Origin of the sequence: Bradyrhizobium sp. CCBAU 53421 (assembly GCF_015291625.1) — a bacterium.
Lineage (GTDB): Bacteria > Pseudomonadota > Alphaproteobacteria > Rhizobiales > Xanthobacteraceae > Bradyrhizobium.
Genome location: NZ_CP030047.1, coordinates 8498042 through 8519345 on the forward strand (window position 1 = coordinate 8498042; position 21304 = coordinate 8519345).

18 protein-coding genes and 1 pseudogene are annotated in these 21304 nt (G+C 59.7%); 11 read left to right on the forward strand and 8 right to left on the reverse strand.

What is annotated here, in order from left to right:
• Positions 1-126: 126 nt before the first annotated feature.
• Entirely contained in the window at positions 127-582 is a 456-nt protein-coding gene (locus tag XH92_RS39365) for an Hsp20 family protein (RefSeq protein ID WP_194456831.1), read from the reverse strand.
• Positions 583-1315: 733 nt separating this feature from the next.
• Here XH92_RS39365 and rpoH point away from each other — a divergent pair.
• Positions 1316-2263 (forward strand): RNA polymerase sigma factor RpoH, encoded by a 948-nt coding sequence (gene rpoH, locus XH92_RS39370; protein WP_194456832.1) that lies wholly within the window; start codon positions 1316-1318, stop codon positions 2261-2263.
• 949 nt (positions 2264-3212) lie between these two features.
• Here the strand turns inward: rpoH and groL are convergent.
• Together groL and groES are read right to left on the reverse strand one after the other, a co-directional pair.
• Positions 3213-4835, reverse strand: a complete 1623-nt coding sequence (groL, locus tag XH92_RS39375) for a chaperonin GroEL (RefSeq protein ID WP_194456833.1) — start codon at positions 4833-4835, stop codon at positions 3213-3215.
• A gap of 48 nt (positions 4836-4883) precedes the next feature.
• A complete protein-coding gene (gene groES / locus XH92_RS39380; RefSeq protein ID WP_194461651.1) occupies positions 4884-5198 on the reverse strand; it encodes a co-chaperone GroES in 315 nt (104 codons plus the stop codon).
• Between the two features lie 1860 nt (positions 5199-7058).
• Here groES and XH92_RS39385 point away from each other — a divergent pair.
• The 7 genes from XH92_RS39385 to XH92_RS39415 all read left to right on the forward strand — a co-directional run bounded on the left by XH92_RS39385 (position 7059) and on the right by XH92_RS39415 (position 11761).
• Positions 7059-7550 carry an NADH dehydrogenase ubiquinone Fe-S protein 4 gene (locus XH92_RS39385; protein ID WP_246788631.1) on the forward strand — a complete coding sequence of 164 codons (492 nt, stop codon included), beginning with the start codon at positions 7059-7061 and terminating at the stop codon, positions 7548-7550.
• A gap of 456 nt (positions 7551-8006) precedes the next feature.
• Positions 8007-8228, forward strand: a complete 222-nt coding sequence (locus XH92_RS39390) for a hypothetical protein (RefSeq protein ID WP_194456835.1) — start codon at positions 8007-8009, stop codon at positions 8226-8228.
• Positions 8229-8266: 38 nt separating this feature from the next.
• A complete protein-coding gene (locus XH92_RS39395; protein ID WP_194456836.1) occupies positions 8267-8902 on the forward strand; it encodes a MarC family protein in 636 nt (211 codons plus the stop codon).
• Between the two features lie 493 nt (positions 8903-9395).
• Positions 9396-9845, forward strand: coding sequence for an Hsp20 family protein (locus tag XH92_RS39400; RefSeq protein ID WP_194456837.1), 450 nt, complete (start codon positions 9396-9398; stop codon positions 9843-9845).
• A gap of 84 nt (positions 9846-9929) precedes the next feature.
• Positions 9930-10427 carry an Hsp20/alpha crystallin family protein gene (locus tag XH92_RS39405; protein WP_246788037.1) on the forward strand — a complete coding sequence of 166 codons (498 nt, stop codon included), beginning with the start codon at positions 9930-9932 and terminating at the stop codon, positions 10425-10427.
• A 92-nt stretch (positions 10428-10519) separates the two neighbouring features.
• A complete protein-coding gene (locus tag XH92_RS39410) occupies positions 10520-11053 on the forward strand; it encodes a hypothetical protein (protein WP_194456838.1) in 534 nt (177 codons plus the stop codon).
• A 474-nt stretch (positions 11054-11527) separates the two neighbouring features.
• On the forward strand, positions 11528-11761 hold the full coding sequence (locus XH92_RS39415; RefSeq protein WP_194456839.1) for a hypothetical protein: 234 nt from the start codon (positions 11528-11530) through the stop codon (positions 11759-11761).
• Between the two features lie 951 nt (positions 11762-12712).
• Here the strand turns inward: XH92_RS39415 and XH92_RS39420 are convergent.
• The gene (locus XH92_RS39420; RefSeq protein ID WP_246788038.1) at positions 12713-13201 is read right to left on the reverse strand and encodes a MarR family winged helix-turn-helix transcriptional regulator; all 489 of its coding nucleotides are present in this window, start codon (positions 13199-13201) and stop codon (positions 12713-12715) included.
• Positions 13202-13273: 72 nt separating this feature from the next.
• Between XH92_RS39420 and XH92_RS39425 the strand changes: the two genes are divergently transcribed.
• The 3 genes and pseudogenes from XH92_RS39425 to XH92_RS39435 all read left to right on the forward strand — a co-directional run bounded on the left by XH92_RS39425 (position 13274) and on the right by XH92_RS39435 (position 16031).
• Complete coding sequence (locus XH92_RS39425; protein WP_194456840.1) at positions 13274-14440, forward strand: NAD(P)/FAD-dependent oxidoreductase; 1167 nt, start codon at positions 13274-13276, stop codon at positions 14438-14440.
• Positions 14441-14517: 77 nt separating this feature from the next.
• A pseudogene (locus XH92_RS39430) lies at positions 14518-14718 on the forward strand (transposase); the annotation flags it as partial.
• A gap of 449 nt (positions 14719-15167) precedes the next feature.
• On the forward strand, positions 15168-16031 hold the full coding sequence (locus tag XH92_RS39435; RefSeq protein ID WP_246788040.1) for a helix-turn-helix domain-containing protein: 864 nt from the start codon (positions 15168-15170) through the stop codon (positions 16029-16031).
• Between the two features lie 48 nt (positions 16032-16079).
• Here the strand turns inward: XH92_RS39435 and XH92_RS39440 are convergent, their stop codons facing one another.
• From XH92_RS39440 to XH92_RS39455, 4 genes are all read right to left on the reverse strand, one after another.
• A complete protein-coding gene (locus XH92_RS39440; RefSeq protein ID WP_194456841.1) occupies positions 16080-17312 on the reverse strand; it encodes an ABC transporter substrate-binding protein in 1233 nt (410 codons plus the stop codon).
• A gap of 100 nt (positions 17313-17412) precedes the next feature.
• Entirely contained in the window at positions 17413-19284 is a 1872-nt protein-coding gene (locus XH92_RS39445) for a long-chain fatty acid--CoA ligase (protein WP_194456842.1), read from the reverse strand.
• Position 19285: 1 nt separating this feature from the next.
• Positions 19286-20065, reverse strand: a complete 780-nt coding sequence (locus tag XH92_RS39450) for an enoyl-CoA hydratase/isomerase family protein (RefSeq protein WP_194456843.1) — start codon at positions 20063-20065, stop codon at positions 19286-19288.
• A gap of 30 nt (positions 20066-20095) precedes the next feature.
• Positions 20096-21226 carry an LLM class flavin-dependent oxidoreductase gene (locus tag XH92_RS39455; RefSeq protein WP_194456844.1) on the reverse strand — a complete coding sequence of 377 codons (1131 nt, stop codon included), beginning with the start codon at positions 21224-21226 and terminating at the stop codon, positions 20096-20098.
• Positions 21227-21304 lie beyond the last annotated feature (78 nt).

Genomic DNA, 21304 nt, shown 5'->3' on the forward strand with positions numbered 1-21304 from the left:
TGGGATCAATGACTTCAGAGCGTGCAGATTTGTATACGCGGTCGTCGGCCGCATGGTTGCCTCCGTTCTGTAGACGATATCGATGTGAAGGCGCGTGCCGGATGTCCGGCACGCGGCTACGCCGGGTCAGGCCGCAGATTCGAGCTGTCGGGGCGCCTTCGTCGACGCTGCGTTAATCGCGATCCGCCGCGGCTTCATGGCCTCGGGAATCTCGCGCGCAAGCTCGACCTTGAGAAGCCCGTTGTCGAATGCAGCACCCTTTACCTGAACGTGATCGGCCAAGCTGAACTGCCGCTTGAACCTCCGGGTCGAGATCCCCTGGTAGAGGTATTCGCGCTCGGCCTTTTCGAGCTTGTTACCTTCGATCGTGAGGACGTTCTGCTCGGCCGTCACCGAAATCTCGTCAGGTGAGAAGCCTGCGACTGCAAGCGCAATCTGGTAGCGATCTTCGGCCACCCGTTCGATATTGTAGGGGGGATAGTTGTCGTCGCCACCGGCCCGATTGGCCATCTCGGCAAGATCGAAAAGACGGTCGAAGCCGATCGTCGAGCGGAAGAGAGGGGAGAAGTCGTATGTGCGCATAGCCAAATCCTCCAGAGAGCAAGATGGATATGAACGGCACCGGGACACAACCGGCGCCCGTCTCGCCTGGGCCCGAATGGGCGCCCAGACGCCGCCCCAAAGCGGGGCTGGCGCGGCAAAAATTATGCAGCAGAGTGACGGCGTCAAGAGCTGCTCTGAGAAAATTTGAAATCTGCCTTCGGCCCGACCCGCCAATGGTGAACGAGGGGAAGCATCGCGGGGCCGCGCAGCAGCTCGGCACCGCCCCTCTCCAGATTTGTTGCAATGCGGTACCTGGCGTCGGCAAGTTGCGGGCGTGGTGACCTACATGCCGGCAGTTCGTGCGACCTTTAGCAGCGAAGATCGGCCCTGCAGATGCCGAAAGTAAACGTGCCACCGGCAGCGACCGGCGGGTGTAGTGCTTTTCGACTCCAAGAGCTGCGATTGCAACGCTTCGCTTGGCTCCCGGTGAGGGAGCGCACCGACTACATCCATCTGGTCAACTGGAAACAAAACCTCGCCATCACCGTTTTAGTCACCGTCTGGATGGGTCTCCCAGACGCTTTCCGGATGTTGACTTGGATATGCGACGTGTCGACATTCCTGGCACGATCTGGCGCGGCGTTGGTGTCGCTTTCGCTAGGTCGCATCGCGGATTAAAATATGTTCTCACGTCGAGTAGTCGAAAACCTTACGTTGAGCTTTATCTGCTTGATTTCTGTGTGGTTGGAAGGAACAGAATGGAGCGAGCATAATGCCTACCATCGCTGCGCTGCCCTCCCTATCCTCGAGGGACGGGCTCTCTCGGTACCTAACTGAGATTCGAAAATTCCCCCTTCTTGAAGCTTCCGAAGAGGTCGCTTGCGCAAAGAGCTGGCGAGATCACGGCGATCGGCAGGCGGCATACCGCCTCGTGACAAGCCACCTGCGTCTGGCCGCAAAGATCGCAATGAGTTACCGCCATTACGGCTTGCCAATTGCCGACATCGTCTCAGAGGCCAATCTCGGCTTGATGCAAGCCGTCAAGCGCTTTGAACCCGAGAGGGGTTTTCGGCTGGCCACTTATGCCATGTGGTGGATCAAGGCGTCGGTCCAGGAATACATCCTGAGATCGTGGTCGCTCGTGCGGATGGGCACCACGCCCGCACAAAAAAAGCTGTTCTTCAAGCTAAGGCAGCTCAAGACCAGAATTGCCGCCGCCGACGAAGGTGATTTGAGACCGGAGCACGTCAATTATATCTCTAAGCAGCTCAAGGTGAGCCCGCCGGACGTTATTGAAATGAACCGTCGGTTGCGCGGTGATCATTCGTTGAATGTTGCGATTGGCGATGCGGAGGCAACAGAAGAATGGCAGGACCGCCTGATAGATCCTACCCCAGATCCAGAAAGCCGCCTCAGCGAGATCGATGACTATCATCGGCGAAAGGTCGCACTGAAGGAAGCGCTCAACACCCTGTCAGCGCGCCAGCGGGCCATCGTCGAGGCGCGCCTGCTCGCCGATGAACCGAAGACTTTGGACGAACTGGCGCGGGAGCACAGGGTTTCGCGCGAACGGATCCGGCAGATAGAAGGGCGTGCGGTCGAGTTGATCAGGAGGGCGGTCCAGGCCCGCATCGCCGACACCCAAGCACGCTCGACCTCCAGGCTGAAGGCACAACGGTCGCTGCAGGCCAAGTTTCCTAGCTACGCGAGATCTCGATAACTCTGCCCCACAAGCTCTCGGCGCTGTTGGACACATTGCTGGCTCATCGCATCGGAGATGCAAGCATCATTACCGAGATCGTAATCGCTATCGCTTTTGCAAATTTACTCATCGCGGCAGCGTGGGCGCCTTTATTTCTTGAAGGACTGGCTTCATCGTGTGAGCCAACTACAATTGGAGACCAATCTACTGGCGCGCTCGATCAAGCCGCTGGTCGACAGGTTCAATCGATTCTTCCATAGTCCTCTCGGACAATTATGCCCAGCCGGCCACGAAACCGTCGGGCTCTTCGCGATCGTGCGCGATGAGGGGTTCGCACCTGTGGCCGACCAGCCTACAACGCGTGATTGGCACTGCGCGGTGAGCATCGCGATGTCGCGGTGCGCACCGGCCATTGTAGGCAGCGTCAGCCGATCGTCGGCTCTCCGTGCACGCAGTCTGGCGAAACCTCGAAAGCCTTCGATGGGTCAAGGCCCGGCACTATGAGAGTGTCAATTTTCATTGTCGGTGATGTCGTGTTCCACCTCATCCAGGGCATCGAGCCGGAATATGGGATCGGCTGAAGCGGAAGTAGGTCCACCTTCGTTGTCAGTGGACCATTTGTCCGTTGCGGGCTGTCCGCTCCCCACGCCGCGAGCGACGGTAGGCTCAGGACGGCTGCGAGCAATCCCGTCAGCAGCGTACGGGTGGTACGGGGTGCGGTGGAACCGTTGCTTCGATGCTCCGTACGAGCGGAGCCAATGATTCGATCGAGCATCATCTCATCCTCCTGTCGTTCGAAAACCTGCCAGTGCGATCGTTGCGAAAGCTCGACGCGAGCGCAGCTCCGCCTCGACGCAACACACCTGGAAACTGCATGCTCATCGTGAGATTCTTGCTCGTTATCTGCTACCTCCCTCCTACATTGGGCGAGCGGTGCCCGGGGCGCCACGCCCGGGCACCGACCTGGTCAGAAGTCCATCGACGGCGCGACCGGAGCCGGGTCCGCCTTCTTGGGCTTGTCGGCCACCAGCGCCTCGGTCGTGATCAGCAGCGAAGCGACCGAGGATGCGTCCTGGAGCGCGGTGCGTACGACCTTGGCCGGATCGATCACGCCGGCCTTGACCAGGTCCTGGTAATCGCCGGTGGCCGCATTGAAGCCCCAGTTGTAGTCGCTGTGCTCAAGGAGCTTGCCGACAACCAGGGAGCCATCCTCGCCCGCGTTCTGGACGATCTGCCGTGCCGGCACCTGGATCGCGCGACGCACGATGTCGATGCCAGCCTTCTGGTCGGCGTTGGCCGTCTTGATGCCGTCGAGCGCTCTGAGCGCGCGCAGCAGGGCGACCCCGCCGCCAGGAAGAATGCCTTCCTCGACCGCGGCCCGGGTCGCATGAAGGGCGTCGTCCACCCGGTCTTTGCGCTCTTTCACCTCGACCTCTGTGGCACCACCGACGCGGATCACGGCGACGCCGCCTGCGAGCTTGGCCAGCCGCTCCTGCAGTTTCTCCCGATCGTAATCGGACGTGGTGTCGTCGATCTGGGCCTTGATCTGGGCGACGCGCGCCGCGATGTCCTTCTTGGCGCCGGCACCGTTGACGATCGTGGTGTTCTCCTTGTCGACCACCACCTTCTTGGCGCGGCCGAGCATGTTGAGAGTGACGTTCTCGAGCTTGATGCCGAGGTCTTCTGAGATCGCTGTGCCGCCGGTGAGGATCGCAATATCCTCCAACATCGCCTTGCGGCGATCGCCGAACCCCGGCGCCTTGACGGCAGCGACCTTCAGCCCACCGCGTAACCGATTCACGACCAGGGTCGCGAGCGCTTCCCCCTCGACGTCTTCCGCCACGATGAGGAGCGGCTTGCCCGATTGCACCACTGCTTCGAGCAGCGGCAGCATGGTCTGCAGTCCGGACAGCTTTTTCTCGTGGATCAGGATGTAGGGGTCTTCGAGCTCGACCCGCATCTTCTCGGTGTTGGTGACAAAGTACGGCGAGACATATCCGCGATCGAACTGCATGCCCTCGACCACCTCGAGTTCGGTGTTGAGGTGCTTCGCTTCCTCAACCGTGATTACGCCTTCGTTGCCGACCTTCTGCATCGCGTCTGCAAGGAAGCGGCCGATCTCGGTGTCGCCATTGGCGGAGATGGTGCCGACCTGCGCGATCTCGTCGTTGGACGTGATCCTCTTCGCATGAGTTTTCAGATCGGAGACAATTGTCTCCACCGCAAGGTCAATGCCGCGCTTGAGGTCCATCGGATTCATGCCAGCAGCCACCGATTTCGCGCCCTCCTTGACGATGGCCTGCGCCAGCACCGTCGCGGTGGTGGTACCGTCGCCGGCGAGGTCGTTGGTTTTCGATGCCACTTCGCGGACCATCTGTGCGCCCATGTTCTCGAACTTGTCCTCAAGCTCGATTTCTTTGGCGACGGTGACGCCGTCCTTGGTGATGCGCGGCGCGCCAAACGACTTTTCGATCACCACGTTGCGTCCCTTGGGACCGAGCGTGACCTTCACTGCGTTTGCCAGTGTGTCCACGCCGCGCAGTAGGCGGTCGCGGGCTTCGGTCGAAAATTTTACGTCCTTGGCAGCCATGATGTCGATCTCCTTTCTGTTCAATGACTGTCAGCCTACCAGCGGCCTTTAGGCCGCCTTCTTCAGCTTGCCGCTGTCTTCGACGACACCAAGAAGGTCGCTCTCCTTCATGATCAAGAGATCCTGGCCGTCGATCCTCACCTCCGTCCCCGACCATTTACCGAACAGGACCCGGTCTCCAGCCTTCACATCGAGCGGGATCAACTGTCCCTGTTCATTCCGCGCTCCGGGACCGGCGGCGATGATTTCGCCTTCCTGCGGCTTCTCCTTTGCGGTGTCGGGAATGATGATGCCGCCGGCGGTTTTTTCCTCGGCATCAAGGCGGCGCACGAGCACACGATCGTGCAGCGGACGGAAATGCATGCACATCCTCCTTAGCAATCTAGCGATGTCACTTGACCGGGCCGGATCCCAGCCCCGGCGGAAAATCCAATTAGGATCGTAGAAGGACCGTTCAAGAGGTCGGCCAAAAATTTTTGACAATCCGGGCTTGTAGTTTGCCAAGCAGTTCGTTGAACTCTGTTTTGCACTTCCCTGACGACCGCTATTTTAGGAACGGCGAAACTTGGCTTTCAATGGACCACGCGTGCGGCCGTGCTGGCAGACTCGTTTGCCACCTGGGCGTCAACGAAAGTGCCGATGGACCGTCCCACTGACCTCCCTGGTCATAAGTACCCCTGCGGCCAACATCTCCGTGAAGGCGAATCCCGCGAGGCAAGCCGCTCTATCGTGAGCCGCGGTCCACCAGTTCGGAAACGATGGATTCGAAGATCAGGAGCTTCTTGAAAGATCGAGCAGCTCATCTAAATCAATTGTCGCCAAGCCCCTATTGCAGGGAACGGCACGCCAAATGCCGCGAGGATCTGGCGTTTCGGCATAACCGCGTTGCTTGCAGGAGAATGTGGCTATGAAGCTTTATCATCTTCCGTCTGCACCCACTGGGGTGCGATCATCGAACGTAGCTTCAACCGACTTGTTCGCTGGTTCGCCGGCCCATTCAGAAATTGGCGCACCAGGCTCTCGGCTTGGAGAAACAGGGCTTGAACTGGAGGGCGAACATGCGTGGCTTTTGTGCAGCGCTTGCCTTGTCGATGCCAGTGGTCAGCACAAGCCAGGTCGCCGGAATGGAGCGGGCGCCGCCTCGAGCGTCAGTTCAGCGCCACTCCGGACTTCCGCGCTGAAGAGCTCATTCCCGATATCTGCAAGGGATGCTCTTCCTGAGCCGGTGATGGAATTCGATGACTCGCGTTGCAACCGCTAGGACGTCATCGCGCGGATAGGTGCCGCACGACGTCTGCGACCACCCGACATAACCCGCGCAAGCGTGTCATCGTCGATCGCGGAGCCTATTCACGCTTTTTGTTTGGTAAGGAGGATCCAATGAAGGGAAAAGCAGCTCTGACGGCCCTTGCGGCTTTGGCTTTCACGTCGAGCGCAGTGGCCATGCCGAATGGTCTGCCGCGAGCGCAGCAGACCTCTAACGTTGAGCCCAATGTTGAGCAAGTTCGCTGGATCTGCAACCCGTGGGGACGATGCTGGTGGCGCCCGAACTTGTATGGCGCATACGCCTACTATCCGCCGCCGCCGCGCTTCTACGTGGCCCCGCCGTGGTGGCATCGCCGCTGGCATTGGCACCATTGGTGGTGAGGACGAGGACAGTGGGGCCGCCCCGAGGGCCCCGTTCGTTGATTAAGCTCGAAAGACGCCATTGACGGACGGATTGCCCGCAACAACTCTTCAGTTAGGTGGGGCACGACGCGCTTCGTCTCGCCGTAGCTCGTAGGAGCTGACGCCTCGCTCGTTTGGTGGAGCTGTGAATACCGAGGGGGCGCCGCGCCCCCTTGCGATGAAATCGCTCCACGCATGATTCATTCCACAGAGACGGCAAGTAGAGATGGGATGGCACACGGCGCGTCTGCACGAGATGGCAAGGGACTTGAAACGTCAAAGGTCGCTTCTAAGTTGGCTCGGCACAAACAAGTAATTGCTCGCCTGCGGTCACCGCGTTTGCGATCATGACCGAGCAAAATGCCCGCCCGCCGCATTCGAGGACGGTGTCATTAGTGGCCATCGCGCCGCGTTGCCGCTCGAAGAAAAGCGGGGAGCAACGAATGTGAATTAGGCAACTCAACACTTACCGCGGAGGCGGAGATGCCGGCCAACGCCCGATCTACATTTCCAGCTGATGCTCAAGCCGTCATATACAGGGTGGCGCGTTCAGTCATGACTTCAGCGCCAAGGCGGAAAGAGGAATGGAAACTTAAGTTTGAGCGTCGCACGCCGCAAAGCATCGAGCCATTGATGGGTTGGACGGAGGACGATGACCCGCTCGCCCAACTCGAGCTCTCATTTCCCTCAGCAGAGGCGGCGATCGCCTACGCTCGCGGACAAGAGTTGCAGTACCTGCTTCTGGATCGTCCAGCACGTGACCAAGACCCCGGGCTAGTCTCGCCTCATGGCGTATCTGCGGGCCCAGCAGCGCCGGATCCGCGACGGAAGTCTGAGACGCTTATGAGGGCAGCTCCGCGAACCATTACTCGCCGTAAGATGCCCTTTCCGAGGATTTCGGTTTCGGTGATCTCAAGAGGCTTGCAATCGAACACTGCTTGGACGTCGAGCGCGAACCGGTGTTCAGGACTTCCGTCATCAGGGCGTCTTCATCCGAGACGAGGCTGGGCGTCAGAGGGGCGTCATGCAGGATGCGTCACCCGCTGACTCTGACGAATCCGAACACAGAGTTGCCCAGCGTACCCGTGCGGCGCTGGCACGGCAGCCGTGCCATTGCGATTGATGACCTGACAACCAGACACTCTGTTGCCGCGACAAGCAGGCTAACTCCCTTCCGAGAAACCTTGAAATACCCGAGTTTGCTCCTATCGTCTTTTGTGAGCAAGCTTCACATTGCTGACGGATCTTCGGTCGGAGGCAATTGACTATGGACACGAAACGGGGATCGAGCTTTGCAGGTGCCGGAGATCTTGTGGCGCACGCTGAGGCGGCCCGCCGGTACCTTGCCGAGCTGAGCGCAGCCTGTGCGAACGGTGACAAGAGCGCGGCCCGCAGGGCACTGCGCCAAGCAATCAGTGAACTCGAACTCGCTCGTGCGATGTTGCGGATTGGAATCGACTGACCTGGACTACGGATGTCGGGCATTTCGCCAGAGATCTCGTCATGACGGTACAGCTTCACGATCTACTCACTGAGGCACTTGAAAGCATCAAGTCGGGCGGTTTGATCCGCAGATACAGCCTGGTTTGGGCCGGCCGCAGCGAGGCGCCACGCATCATCGTGTGGAAATCCGCCGACGTTTCCGACGCGGCGTTGCGTCGTACGATGATGAGATCGCTGGCCGGCCTCGCGGCTGAGTCGCAGATTGTCATCGAAAAGGATTGAGGACTGCGGAGCACCGCTGTCCGCGGTAGACCACGACCATGCTTTGGAATCAGTTCATCGGAATCACGATGCTGCTCTACGCGCTGACGAATCCGGTCGGTGCGATTCCAATCTTTCTCGTGATCACGCGGCAAGCCGGAAGCGCGAATATCCATCGTATCATCGTTCTGGCCTGCACGGCGGTCGCGGTCTTCTTCGTTGGGGCCGCCGTGCTCGGCAAGGAAATCCTGGGCTTTTTCAACGTCGGTCTCAATGACTTCCGTATCGCGGGTGGGTTGCTCGCGCTGGTCATCGCGCTCGAGATGTTTCAGGCCCAGTCTGGGAAATTCATACAATCACCCAGCGGGGTGGACAGCAGTGAGGTGGATATTCATGGAATGGCGATTACGCCGTTTGCATTCCCGTTACTGGTCGGCCCAGCCGAAGTGAGCATCATCATCACCCTCTCCAATGATAATCCTGGCTGGCTATCGAAGGCGCTGCTTGCCGCGGCGTCGCTCAGTGCAACATTCTTGATCGGGGTGACCCTCTGGACGGCGGCGGCGATTGAGCGGTTCCTGGGAAAGACCGGAATTAACGTCATAACCCGCATCATGGCGCTCATCGTAGCGGCGATAGGCGTGAACTTCATAATGACGGGCCTTCGGAGCGAATTGCCCGGATTGGCGGGCTGAGCTTCTGCAGCGGCCAGCTGCCGGCAGGGGCTCCGAGCCCGGCCGGCGCCGCTCCCCCGGGGGAGGCTCAGCTCCCCGCTGCCAGCGACCTAGCCGGGATGGCACCGTTCTCTAGTTGTCCGCCGCTTGACCTGGATCAAGGAATTTATACCTCTCGAACAGGGTACAAGCGTGCCTCCATTCCTGTTTGGTACCCGAGGGACCAATGCCCCGCACCGAGTGGGCTCATCGCGGATCGCTCGTCGTGCGCTTGGTGGGCAAATTGACCGAGCTCGGTTCCGTTCGGGACCGGAATTATCCGGCCAAACCAACCCAAAAATTTTTGCAGCTACCCTTGAAACTGAATACCGCTTTTCTAATTGGATTTTTGCCGCTTTCGGGCGGTGCCGGGCGCCAGGTTGGGCTCGGCAGAGCGAACAGGGCGCCGACCGGTGTCTTGCACCGTGTGTCTTGCGCTCCTTCGTATCCATCTTGCTCTCAGGAGGACTTGGCTATGAGGACATACGATTTCTCCCCCCTGTGGCGTTCGAGCATCGGATTCGACCGCCTCTTCGATCTTCTCGACGAAACCCAGCATCGGTCCGAAGACAATTACCCGCCCTACAACATCGAGCGGCTCGGCGAAGACCGTTACCAGATCTCGGTGGCACTGGCCGGCTTCAGCCAGGATGAGATTTCCGTGACGGCCGAGCAGAACGTACTGACCGTAGAGGGGCGCAAGGGCGAGAAGGATCAGCACGAATTCCTCTATCGGGGCATCTCGGCGCGTCCCTTTAAACGGCAGTTCAACCTCGCCGATTACGTCCAAGTAAAGACGGCGATGTTCGACAACGGTCTGCTGCGGATCGAGCTCGTGCGCGAAATCCCCGAGGCCATGAAGCCGCGGCGCATCGCCATCGAAAGCGACGCTCCTGCCGCGCAACTCACGCAGAAGGCGGCCTGAGCCCGCCTCATGTTGGGTCAAATCACGCACGGACGATAGCCGCCCGTGCGCTGGACCACTGCATGTCAAGTTAAGGAGGATATCATGGGTATTCGCGATCTTGTTCCCTGGACGAAAGGTCAAGAACTCTCAACCAGACGCGAGGGATTTGATCCGTTTCTTACGCTCCACCGCGAGATGAACCGCCTGTTCGATGATGCCTTCCGCGGCTTTGGCTCTTTGGGTCGCGTCAACACTCCGCTGATGGAAGGCCAGTTCAGCTGGCCGCGCCTGGAACTGAGCGAGAGTGACAAGGAGGTCTCGGTTTCTGCCGAACTCCCGGGCCTCAGCGAAAAGGATGTCCAGGTTGAAATCGTCAATGGCGTCCTTTCGATCCGCGGTGAAAGGAAAGCTGAACGCAGCGACGATTCCAAGTTCGTCAGCGAGCGATATTACGGATCCTTCGAGCGTCAGATTTCGCTTGATGGCGTCGAAGAAGACAAGGCGAAAGCCGAATTCAAGAACGGCGTCCTCACCGTCACGCTACCGAAGTCCGAGCAATCGAGATCGAGCGTCAAGCGTATTGCGATCAATAGCAACTGACATCTGAGGTCGGCGGCGCGTAAACGTCGCCGACCTCATCCTAAACCCGCATCAACCCGTCTCTGGACGAAAGGAGAAATAGGAGACACGACATGAGCCATGTCAATCGCAATGCCAACATCATTGATCCCCTTTTCCATCCGATATCTCACTACAATTCACCTGGAGATGTATTGCACGACGCGCGGCTTTCGACAGACGAGAAGCGCGTTATCCTCTCGTCCTGGGCGTCGGATATGTACGCTGTCGAGTCCCAGCCAGCTCTTCGGGAGGTGCCCGGCATCCCACATAGGTTGCGCCTTGCCGACATCCTGGCCGCGCTGAAGCGCTTGGACGAGGAGAATGACCCGCCGCCTCGCGGCGGAATGGCGATGCCGCCGCCTCGTTTCAGCAAACCTGTTTACGCCGTTTCCGACCCGCAACGGCATACCGTGACGAGGCGGCATCGGCCGTTGAGAATATCTGGCGCCGATGCTCGGTGGACCCGCGAAGCAAATGTTCGGCGGTACCGGCGGCTGTTAGACACTCAACTGACCGACGCCGAACGCAACTTCGTCGGGCGGCGTCTTGTGGAGGAACTAAAGGGCTTGATCGCCTCCAGGAGCGAGCATCGTCGCACAACCTGAGCCTCGGGGTTCCGACGGTGTACAACTGCGAAACTGACGATGAAAGCAGGAAAAGATGGCAGCAGATCCGTTAGCTCAAGCGAAGATGGGCACAGAGGCCCTTGCGCTGTGTATTGCAGGGGTCTTGTGCGAACGTGAACCATCGCTTTTGCCCGTTTTCCAGGAGAGCGCGAAGACACTGCATCGCATTCTCGATGAACGCGGAGATCACGAGGCGGCAGCAATGATCGGCGCATTTGGCCGGGCACTAATCAAGCGCCCTCCAATCCCGAATTAACGAGACGACCCAGAAGAGTCCAAAGAACGTTCGATCTAGGCGCTCAAGTTAGAAGGATCGTCGTTGAGCTTGAACAACAACGTGAATTGGTGCGACATTTGATCTGTGATTTATCTCCATGCCAATCATGTGCGGAGCATCGCAGTTGCGTTGCCGCGTCGGTTCATAGCGAAGTGCGATCTAGATTGAGCTTCCGGATGAAACGCTATTTCTTCGACATCCGGGAGGGCGATGAACTCGCGGTAGACGAGGAAGGCATCCTCCTGCCCGATATCGAGGCAGCCGAGATCGAGGCAGCTAAATCGTTAGCTGACGTTGTGCGCGATCGAGCCGGTGCCAATACGTCGCGTCAAGTCACCATCGAGGTGCGAGATGAATCTGGAGCCGCGGTGGCAGAGCTCAGTCTTCAGCGTCCGGCGCGAAGGCATTGATTGACGATGGACTGCTCGTGACGCGTGGGTGGCCTCTGGGACGAACGACGTCTTTGCGTGGGCGCTGATTTTTTCCCGCGAGAGAGTGGCCAGAGCGCGAACAATCGTTTTCACTAAGCCAAGACACAGAGCCATAGCGCCGCTGTCAGTGACTTTCATCTCATCGGTCAGGAATCCACCGGCTGGCGAGGCCATGAGCATGCTGGAGATCGGGCGCCCATCCAATTCATCACACGCACCGATCGTGAGATGATCTAGCAGGCTGTTGAAGAAGTGTTTGAGCGACGCGCGATGAATGGGATGTCGTCGCCGTTGAGAAGGCAGATCTCACCTTCGAGCGAACCGTCATCCTGCAGTTCGGCCCAGCCGTTACCATTGGCTGGCTATCAGGCAAAAGCTGTTTGTAAGGCCTCAGAAACTCCCCGTCTTCCACCTTACGCGACTTGCGAAAGTGCTGCTCCACGCCGATCAGCATGGGATGGCGGCCTTGCCTGAGGGTCTTGGTCACAGCGGCGCCATCTCGCTTCTTTCGGACGCGAACTTTGACGGGGATGGTGAGCGACTTGTCCTTTGTCCAACTCAGCTGATCGCCCGGAAGCGCAACCGGCAGTTCGGGACGAGGGCTGGCCTTCCCAACCGCCTTTTTCTGCCAGTAACCCGTCGGTGGGCGAGGCACGTTGAGTGCTCCACAGACCCTTGCTAGGTAAGAGCCTGACACCTTGAACTTTTCCACCAGGTGGCTGATGGGTGTAGCCCAGACCATCTCATATAGATCTTCGCGTGATATCTCACTTGCTTTTGTATTCGGCGTCTCGGAGTCCATATTTATTAAGAGACCTTTCACCTTTGGAGCGGTCTTCAGCCTCGCGTTGATACGCTTCGCGCGACGGGATTGTACCGGCTGTCAGATAAGGCGATGTTGGCCCGATAAGCAGCAACATCTCGTGGCCATCATGTCGGCTGCGGCCCGGATCGCTTGGCGGCGTCGGTGAACCATCGATCGTCGTCGCCGAGGTTCGCTATTATGCGCCGTAGCAGCCCGACCAGCAGTTCAGTCTCCTCGTTCGAGAAGCCTTCGAGCGCCATGTTGCTGGTCTCCGTCAGGGCGGCGCGGGCGGCGCCGATCTGATCGAAGACATGATCGGCCAGCTTTATGAGGCTGCTCCGCCGGTCCGTCGGGTTAGGCTCTCGCACCACCAGCCCGTCGCGTTCCATCCGCCGCAGCAACTCCGCCATGCTGGGCTGTTCGATGCCGGCAAAGCGAGTCAGTTCGCCCTGCGTCCGGCTACTGCCGTCCTTGAGTTGCACGAGCACAGGTAGCTGATTGACGCTTATCCCAAGCGCTCTAAACCTGCTGTCGTTCTGCCGTGCGAGAAGATGCGCGCAGCGTGTCACCAGCATCGTCGGCGATTCACTGGGATTCCAGCCGTCTCGCTTCACTGATCGCTCCTCATTGCATAGGGCCCTATATTGATATATAGAGGCCTATGTTTCTAACCCAAGAGGCCGAACATGCAAAAGGGAGGGATCGCCATTATCGGCGGCGGGCCGGGCGGACTGATGCTCGCTCGCGTCCTTCAGCATCATGGCGTGGCTGCCACAGTGTTCGAACGCGAAGCGCGTACGTCCGCGCGTCAACAGGGCGGCTCGCTCGATATTCACGAGCCATCGGGTCAATGGGCGCTGAAAGTGGCCGGCCTCCATGACCGCTTCCGCGAACTTGCCCGATATGACCATCAGGGCGGCGCCATCTACGATGAGCATGGTAGGAAGCGCTTCGAGGAGCCCGACTTCGGCTCAGGCACCAGGCCGGAGATCGATCGCAGCCAGTTGCGCCAAATCCTGCTCGACAGCTTGGACACAGACGTCGTGCGCTGGGGCGTGAAGGTCGTCGAGATCAGTGAGAAAGCGACGGGGCGTTTCGATGTGATGGACGAAGCGGGCCTGCTCGGCACTTTCGATCTCGTCGTCGGCGCGGATGGTGCATGGTCGAGGGTCCGGCCGCTGCTGACGGCAGTGAAGCCCGCTTATTCAGGCGTTGTCGCCTATGATATCCGCATCACCTCGGTCGACGAGCGGCACCCTGACCTTGCTGCGATGCTGCCACGCGGGAAGATCAGTGCGATCGGACGTCATCGGGGCTTGATGGCCCAGCGCAGTAGCCGTGGCGAAATCCACATCTACCTTATGCTACCCGTACCGGAAAAAGACCTGTTGCCTGGCCCTGTGAACCTCGGCTCCGTCGAGACGGCCCGCTGCGATATGAGAAACCTCTTGCAGGGCTGGGCGCCATCCCTGCTCCGGTTTGTCGAGGCGTTCGATGAACTGCCCATTCAACGTCCGATCGTGGGGTTGCCCGCCGGATTCACGTGGCCACACCATCATGGCGTGACGCTGATCGGGGATGCCGCGCATGTCATGGCGCCGTTCGGTGGCGAGGGCGTGAATCTCGCGTTGCAGGATGCGGCCGAACTGGGACTGGCGCTTGCCCGGCACGGAATCTCTGACAGCACGATAGAAGATGTCGAGCGTCGGATGATGCGGCGGGCGGAACCCGCGGCTACGATCGGGCTGGAAGGTATTCGCGGGTTTGTTGCGGAGCATGCCCTTGAACGCGTTCTCCGCCGTTTCGAAGCTTTCAGCCATGGCGCCAGGGGGGCGGCGCAACCAGCACGCTAAGGCTCAAACGCAATCAGAGGGTGAGTTGCAGTGGCTTTCCTGATTTACATGCAGCGTGGGATTGCGGGAGGTGAGGCGTGGCGCTCTTCGGGCTGTCGGACGAGGCGTGGGCGACGATCGAGTCGCATCTGCCGAAGAACCAACCGGGCGCCAGGCGTGTCAATGATCGCCGTGTGACTCCGGCATTCTGCACGTGCTGAAGGTCGGCTGCCGCTGGGTGCGACTGGCCGGCCGACTACGGGCGGTCGACGACAGACCGCTGGTCGCGCCGGGGCTTCTAGCTCAAGTTGTTGGACGCGCTGGTCAACGCCGGCGCGGTGACAAACGCGCGCAACATCAGTCGAGGAATTCGCAAGCCAGTTCGGCAGCGCGATGAGCAATCGCGGCCCTCGCCTGATTGAGGTCGTTCTATAGTTGCTGATGCCGAACATCGTGGCCAGATTCCCACGCATCAGCGCTCGCTACGGGCCTTGCAATAACGCGCGAACTTGCTCGACAGAGGCTATCCACGCCCCGCACGCATGACACCGAGCGGCGACCGCAACCGTCGCGGGCAAATCGCCTCGCCTCCGCGACGGGCGGCCCACAGTCCTCTGCCGCGGCATCCTCTCCTTCGCCCTACTTTCCCGTGACGATCACCTGTCAAAGAGCTATCCTTTGAAGGAACCCTCCGTCGGAGTTATCGCCGCCCAACAGATTGGAACTGCGGTTTCCATGAGCGAATCCAATGCACAAGTCACCCGCTGTTGAAACGGACGACGGCTTTGCCCGAATGAGCTTGCCGGACATTCGGATCAATTACGATCCGATCGATCCAGACCAGTTCGACCGACCGATTATCTCCATGTCCATCGAGACAGGTCAGGGGAACGATGAACTGCCGCTTCATTCGCACAAGAAGGGGCAGCTGGTGGTGGCCTCTCATGGATCGGTCATGTGCCGCGCTCCGGGAGGACTATGGATCGTTCCGCCACAGGGTGCTGTATGGATACCCGCCGGAGTCCTGCACAGCAACTGCATGTCGGACGCCGGAAAGGTCTACGTCGTCTTCATCGATCCACAGGCGAGTGCGCTTCCAACCACATGCTGCACGTTCACGATATCGTCGCTGGTCCGCGAGTTGATCCATCGATTGTCGGTATTTCCGCCCTTGTATCCGATGGAGGGACCGACAAGCCGACTCGGGCGCGTCCTGCTCGACGAACTGGTGCAGATGACGACCGAGCAGATGTATCTGCCGATCTCCACCGATAGTCGACTTCAGCATCTTGCCGCATCGCTTCTCAATGATCCTGCCGATCGGAGCACAGTCGACGAGTTAGCTGCTCGATACGCCATGAGCGAGCGCACATTCGCCCGCCTGGTATTGAAGGAAACCGGAATGACATTCGGACGCTGGCGGCAGCGTCTTCACATCCTTGTCGCGCTGCAGCGCCTGTCGGCCGGATCTTCCGTCCAGGCGGTCTCGCTCGATCTGGGCTATGAAACGCCCAGCGCCTTCATCACCATGTTCAAGAAGACGATGGGCAAGAGCCCTCGTCGCTTCCTCGCTGAGCGGTCCAGCTTCGTCGGTCACGAGTTGCCGGCATAGGCCCTCCGCCCGCGTGCGGCTTTGCCTTCTGAGCCGCAACTCAGGTCCTTACCTCGAGTTGAACGGCGCCAGCGGGTACTGAAGGGTTGCTTCGGCCGCGGCTTGCGGCGCTACCACGCGAGGCCTTCCGTTCTGTCCCTGCAGCATCGTCACATCACCCCCCATGTTCTGGCCGCTGGCATCGAACTTGATCCTGCCGCTGGACATCAGGATCGGCGTCATATCGGTTGCCTTGAGCGCGGCATGGATCGCCCCCGATTCGGAAGAGCCCGCGCGGCTGACGGCATCCGCAACGATCTGCACGGCTTCGAAACCAGCCCCTGAATTTGCATCGAGCCAGTCATTTGGATAGTCGGCTGCAAAACGCTTGAGGATCGCTGCGGCGTCCGGCGCCTTCGGGTTGTACCACAACGTCGACAGTACCGCGCCGTCACCGTATTTGCCCAATGCGTCGTAATATGCCTTGTCTTGCACGCCATTCGAATTCGGCGAGAAGATCAGTTTGGGATTCCACCCTTGCTTGACGCATTCCCGGATGATCATGATGGCATCGTTGACACGCGTCACCGATATCAGCGCGTCGGCGCCGGAGGCTTTCGCCTTCGCCACCTCAACCGAGAGATCCCTGGCCCTCTCGTCGTATGGGATGTACTGCGCAATCTTCAGAGGGACATCGACCTCCTTCCAGGCCTGATCGATGCTGGCCGCGGTCGATTGCCCCATGGTGTTGTTGAGATGCATGATCGCCGCGCTCGTCGGCATATCCTTGAGCGGCGACAACAGCGACTTCAATTCGGCCAGGGACTTCCTGACGATCGTCAGCGACGTGGGGCAGTAGCGAAAGACTTGGGTGAATCCCTGTGAAGTCACCTGGGTCGCGGTCGCGATATGCACCACCATCGGGACCTTCGCGGCTTCCGCGGCCTGCAGCGCGGATATCGTTGCGCCGGAGTCCCAGGCCCCGATGAGCACCGTGCAGCCTTGCCGGATCAGATTCTCGGCGGCAATCCGCCCGTTCTCCGGCCTGCTTTGCGTATCGGCATGGATGATTTCCATGTCTATTCCGAATTTCTCCTTGGCGAACTTCGCGCCGGCATCGATGCCGCGCACACAGGCCTGGCCAGGAAACGCCAGTACCCCGCTGCTCGGATTGATCGCGCCGACCCGTACCTTGCCTGTAGCGTTTGCCTTTGCCGGCCACGACACGAGGCCGGCGGCGGCACCGACGCCACTGCCCAGCAATGCACGACGCGTCAGGCCACTTTCGTTGCGATTCTTCATGTGACATTCTCCTCAGTCGGCTGCATGAATATTGCGGCGATCAAATCACAACGCTCGATTTTGGGCGGCGCGCATCTCGCAACAGACGCGCCCCTTCAAATCACGTTTTCATCTCGGCCTTGACCAGTTCGTCTTCACTCTCGTCGTAAAGCGTATCGATCAACGACCGATATCTTTCGATAATTTGCCTCCGTCGCTTCTTCCTGGTCGGCGTCATCACACCGTTCTCCGGAGACAGTTCTTCCGGCAGAATCCGGAAGGCCTTGATCTGCTCGGCTCTGGCCAATTTGCTGTTGGCCTTGCCGATCTCTCCTTCGATCATCCGGACGACGATTTCGGAATTTGCCAGATCCGCGTACTGCGCGATCTGAAGGTCCCGCGATCGCGCCCACTCCATCGTCGCAACAGCGTCAACTTCGATCAACGCAGTGAGATACTTCTTTCCTTCCCCGATCACCGCGGCTTCGGAGATGAACGGACTGTGCCGGATTTCATTCTCGATCTGCGTCGGGCTGATGGATTTTCCGTTGGACGTGTTGATGATCTCTTTTTTTCGATCGACTAGCTTGAAGAGGCCTGTCGGGCCGATATCCACGATGTCTCCGGTGTGAAGCCAGCCGTCGCGCAGAGTCGACTTTGTTTCCTCTGGCTTGTTCCAGTACCCGACGAAGAGCCCCGGGCCCCGGACAATCATCTCTCCGTCCTCGAGAACCGCTGTCTCCCAGGCCGCATCATGCACGGGCACGCCAACCGTGCCGGCTTCCGGCCATTCCGCCATCTGCACCAGATTGGCTCCGACCAGCTCGGTCTGGCCGTAACATTCCTTCAGCTGCAGCCCCCAAAGCTGCCAGAGCGACATGAGTTCGGAAGGCATCGCAGCCGACGATGTGTAGGTGATCGCGAGCTCTTCGAACCCGACTTCAGCAAGCAGCGGACGGAAGATCTGGTCCTGGCACACGGCGAACAGGGCCGATATCAGGGGATCCGGCGTGCCGCCGGCCTGACGGTCGTCGAGCGCCTTGCGGGCGATCGTCATCGCAAATTGATAGTCCTGCTTCTGCTTCGCGGATCCGGAATGGACCTTGCTGAGGATCTGTGTGGCAAAACGCTGATAGAAGCGGGGCGGCGCCGTGAAATATGTCGGCTTCACGTCCTTGATCGTCTGGGCGAACTCCATGCTGGTCTCGCCGAAATGCGGCACCATCCGCGCGAGCAAAGGCAAGGTCGTTGCCTGCGCGCGCGCGACCGTATGCGACATCGGCAGATGCACGACGACGCGATGCGTGTCGGAACGCATCCGCGGGCTGAACGTCGTCACGCTGTGCGCACCGGCAAGCAGCGACAGATGTGTCAGCATCGCGCCCTTCGGAAAGCCGGTGGTTCCTGACGTGTAACCGATGCTGACCAGATCGCTCGCCTTCGCTTGCGCAGCCTGCTTGCGAAGAAGTCCATCGGCGTCGACCGAGGTCGTGCCGCAAAAGTCCTTGAGAGAAACGACGTTCGCCGCCGCATCGCCCCCATTCCAATCCGGATCGAGCACAATGATCTTCCGCAACTGTTCGGCCTGGCCGGACGCCAGGACGATGCCGAGTTGAAGCTCCCTGCCGACAAAGATGAAGGAGGCGCCGGAATCGCTCAGGTAATAGGCGACTTCCTCCGCCGACGAAGTGAAGTACACGCCGACCATGACGCCACCAGCGCAGATCGTCGCCATGTCGGCGAGAAGCCATTCCTGGGACACATCCCCCATGATGGCTGCACGATCACCGCGCTCGAACCCGGCCTGCTGCAGGGCGGCTGCCAGATTGGCCACCTGATCCGAATACTGCCTCCACGTCACGGCAATCCATTCGCCGCGACGCTTTTGCTTGTAGGCGACCGCCTCGGCCCGCTCCGCCCGTCGCGCGTTCAGGAGCTGCGGAATGGTCACGTCGACGAGTTGAGCTCCGGACGTGATGGATTCGACGTCCATCTCACCGCTCCGCGAAGCGCTTTCGCTTCTCAGCGAAGGCGGCGACGGCTTCGCGGCGCTCGGGCAGCGCGAAGGTCAGCATCTCCAGCGCGCCCGAGGTGTCGAGTACCAGATGCGCGTACTGCTTGATGATCTTGTTGACGCTATACTTCGTCCAGATGATCGACTCCCGCGGGCCGCTTGCAAGCATCTCGGCGTATTCGATCGCCGCGTCCTTGACGTCCCTTCCCAAAATGACCTCGTTGATCATGCCCATGGCGGCGGCCTTCTCGGCAGAGATGAACTCACCCGTCATCAGGTAGTGCTTCGCGCGCACCGGCCCCATCAGCAGCGGCCAGATCACCGCGCCGCCGTCGCCCGCGACCACACCCGCCGTTACATGCGTATCCGCAAATCGCGCGGTCGGATTTGCGAAAATGACATCGCAAAAAAGAGCAAGCGTCGCCCCGAGCCCGACGGCAACACCGTTGACCGCCGCCACGATCGGCACCTCGACCTCGAGCATGTTGCGGACCAGATGGCGTCCGCTCCTCGTTGGCGACGGCAGCGGACCCTTGTCGAGCGATTTCTGATCGCCGCCCGAACAGAAGCCACGCCCGGCACCGGTCAAGACGATCGCGCGAACGTCCTTGTCGTGATCGAGCTCGACGAAGACCCGCTCCAGTTCCTCGTGCATGTCCCAATTGATGGCGTTCAGTATCTCCGGCCGGTTCATGGTGACGACGGCAACGCCGCTGGAGCGCTTCTCGACGATCAAATACTTGTAGCTATGCTGCAACATCGGGTTTCTCCGCCCTGTTTTTCTTTGAGTTCACTTCTGCGGCCGCATCGCGCGGATCCTGTCGAGGATTTCTTCGGTGGGTCGCACAACGTTGTTTTTGTCGTTGAAGTGCGGGATCACGTAGCGACCGCACATCTCGATCGCTTCCATGATCTTCTCGTGGTTCACCGAATCGAGGTGAAGCAGGACTTCATCGATGCCTAACGCCTCGAACTTCTCGAGCTGACGGATGATGGAGTCCGGGCTCCCGCAAACGGTGGTCGCCGATTCGTTGAGCAGGTAGTCCCAATCCTTTCCGGCGCGTTCCGCCGCCGGCTGGCTCTCGCTCATGTATGCGTAGTCATCGGAGAGCTTCGCCAGGCGGGGGTAAGCGTCGGTCGCTATCCGGGCGTAGTGCATCAGAGGCTCAGCGTAGTCGTCCTTCGCCTTCTGGTCCGTGGAACCAATGCCAAAGAAGAGCGGAAGGCCGATGCGAGAGCGATCGAGCGGACCGCGCTCATCGCGCTTCCAGGCTTTGCGGTAGGTGTTGATCAGCCTGGCTTGATAGTCCCACCCTTGGTAAATGTTACTGCTCAGCACGGCGAACCCTTCGGAGCCTGCCCAGCTATGGCTACGTTCGCTTGTGGCGGCGATGCCGATCACTGGATGGGGCTTCTGAAGCGGCTTCGGAACCAGCATTCGCGGCGGAATCTGGTAATACTTGCCTTCGAAAGTGAAGATATCCTCGCGCATCGATTTCCTGAGCAGCGCGAGCCCTTCCTCCATTTGGGGGAGCGTTTCATTCGGGTCGACGTTGAAGGCCCGCATGGCGATGGTCGTGTTGGCACGGCCGGCATAGAACTCCATGCGTCCGTGCGACAGAATATCGGTAACGGCCAGCCGTTCCGCCGATCGCAAAGCGTGATTGATCTTCTGCGGCATCAGGGTCACCGCGGATCGCAGCTTCACGCGGGATGTAACCGCGGCAAGGTAACCGTAGACCACTTCGGGGGCGGAACTCGAAATGCCGCCGAGTGCGACGTGCTGCTCGGATAGCGCGACGCTGTCGAACCCCATCTTTTCTGCGAGGCGTACCTCGTCGACCAGTTCATGAAGCCGGCGAGCGTAGCTCTGCCCGACCTGGGTTTCCTGCTCCGACCAGAAGCCGAACTTAAGTGCCATCTTTGAGGTCCCCTAGGGAAATTCGAGATGGCACAGCGTTTCACAGGCACAGCAACATTTTCGTCCGAATGCTGTACG

What these genes read in the sequence shown, in the direction of transcription:
- XH92_RS39440 (WP_194456841.1), bottom strand. Translation starts at nt 17,312, where the DNA reads ATGAAGAATCGCAACGAAAGTGGCCTGACGCGTCGTGCATTGCTGGGC.
- XH92_RS39435 (WP_246788040.1), top strand. Translation starts at nt 15,168, where the DNA reads ATGCACAAGTCACCCGCTGTTGAAACGGACGACGGCTTTGCCCGAATG.
- XH92_RS39395 (WP_194456836.1), top strand. Translation starts at nt 8,267, where the DNA reads ATGCTTTGGAATCAGTTCATCGGAATCACGATGCTGCTCTACGCGCTG.
- XH92_RS39400 (WP_194456837.1), top strand. Translation starts at nt 9,396, where the DNA reads ATGAGGACATACGATTTCTCCCCCCTGTGGCGTTCGAGCATCGGATTC.
- XH92_RS39365 (WP_194456831.1), bottom strand. Translation starts at nt 582, where the DNA reads ATGCGCACATACGACTTCTCCCCTCTCTTCCGCTCGACGATCGGCTTC.
- XH92_RS39415 (WP_194456839.1), top strand. Translation starts at nt 11,528, where the DNA reads ATGAAACGCTATTTCTTCGACATCCGGGAGGGCGATGAACTCGCGGTA.
- XH92_RS39425 (WP_194456840.1), top strand. Translation starts at nt 13,274, where the DNA reads ATGCAAAAGGGAGGGATCGCCATTATCGGCGGCGGGCCGGGCGGACTG.
- XH92_RS39410 (WP_194456838.1), top strand. Translation starts at nt 10,520, where the DNA reads ATGAGCCATGTCAATCGCAATGCCAACATCATTGATCCCCTTTTCCAT.
- rpoH (WP_194456832.1), top strand. Translation starts at nt 1,316, where the DNA reads ATGCCTACCATCGCTGCGCTGCCCTCCCTATCCTCGAGGGACGGGCTC.
- XH92_RS39445 (WP_194456842.1), bottom strand. Translation starts at nt 19,284, where the DNA reads ATGGACGTCGAATCCATCACGTCCGGAGCTCAACTCGTCGACGTGACC.
- XH92_RS39455 (WP_194456844.1), bottom strand. Translation starts at nt 21,226, where the DNA reads ATGGCACTTAAGTTCGGCTTCTGGTCGGAGCAGGAAACCCAGGTCGGG.
- XH92_RS39385 (WP_246788631.1), top strand. Translation starts at nt 7,059, where the DNA reads ATGACTTCAGCGCCAAGGCGGAAAGAGGAATGGAAACTTAAGTTTGAG.
- XH92_RS39450 (WP_194456843.1), bottom strand. Translation starts at nt 20,065, where the DNA reads ATGTTGCAGCATAGCTACAAGTATTTGATCGTCGAGAAGCGCTCCAGC.
- groES (WP_194461651.1), bottom strand. Translation starts at nt 5,198, where the DNA reads ATGCATTTCCGTCCGCTGCACGATCGTGTGCTCGTGCGCCGCCTTGAT.
- XH92_RS39390 (WP_194456835.1), top strand. Translation starts at nt 8,007, where the DNA reads ATGACGGTACAGCTTCACGATCTACTCACTGAGGCACTTGAAAGCATC.
- groL (WP_194456833.1), bottom strand. Translation starts at nt 4,835, where the DNA reads ATGGCTGCCAAGGACGTAAAATTTTCGACCGAAGCCCGCGACCGCCTA.
- XH92_RS39405 (WP_246788037.1), top strand. Translation starts at nt 9,930, where the DNA reads ATGGGTATTCGCGATCTTGTTCCCTGGACGAAAGGTCAAGAACTCTCA.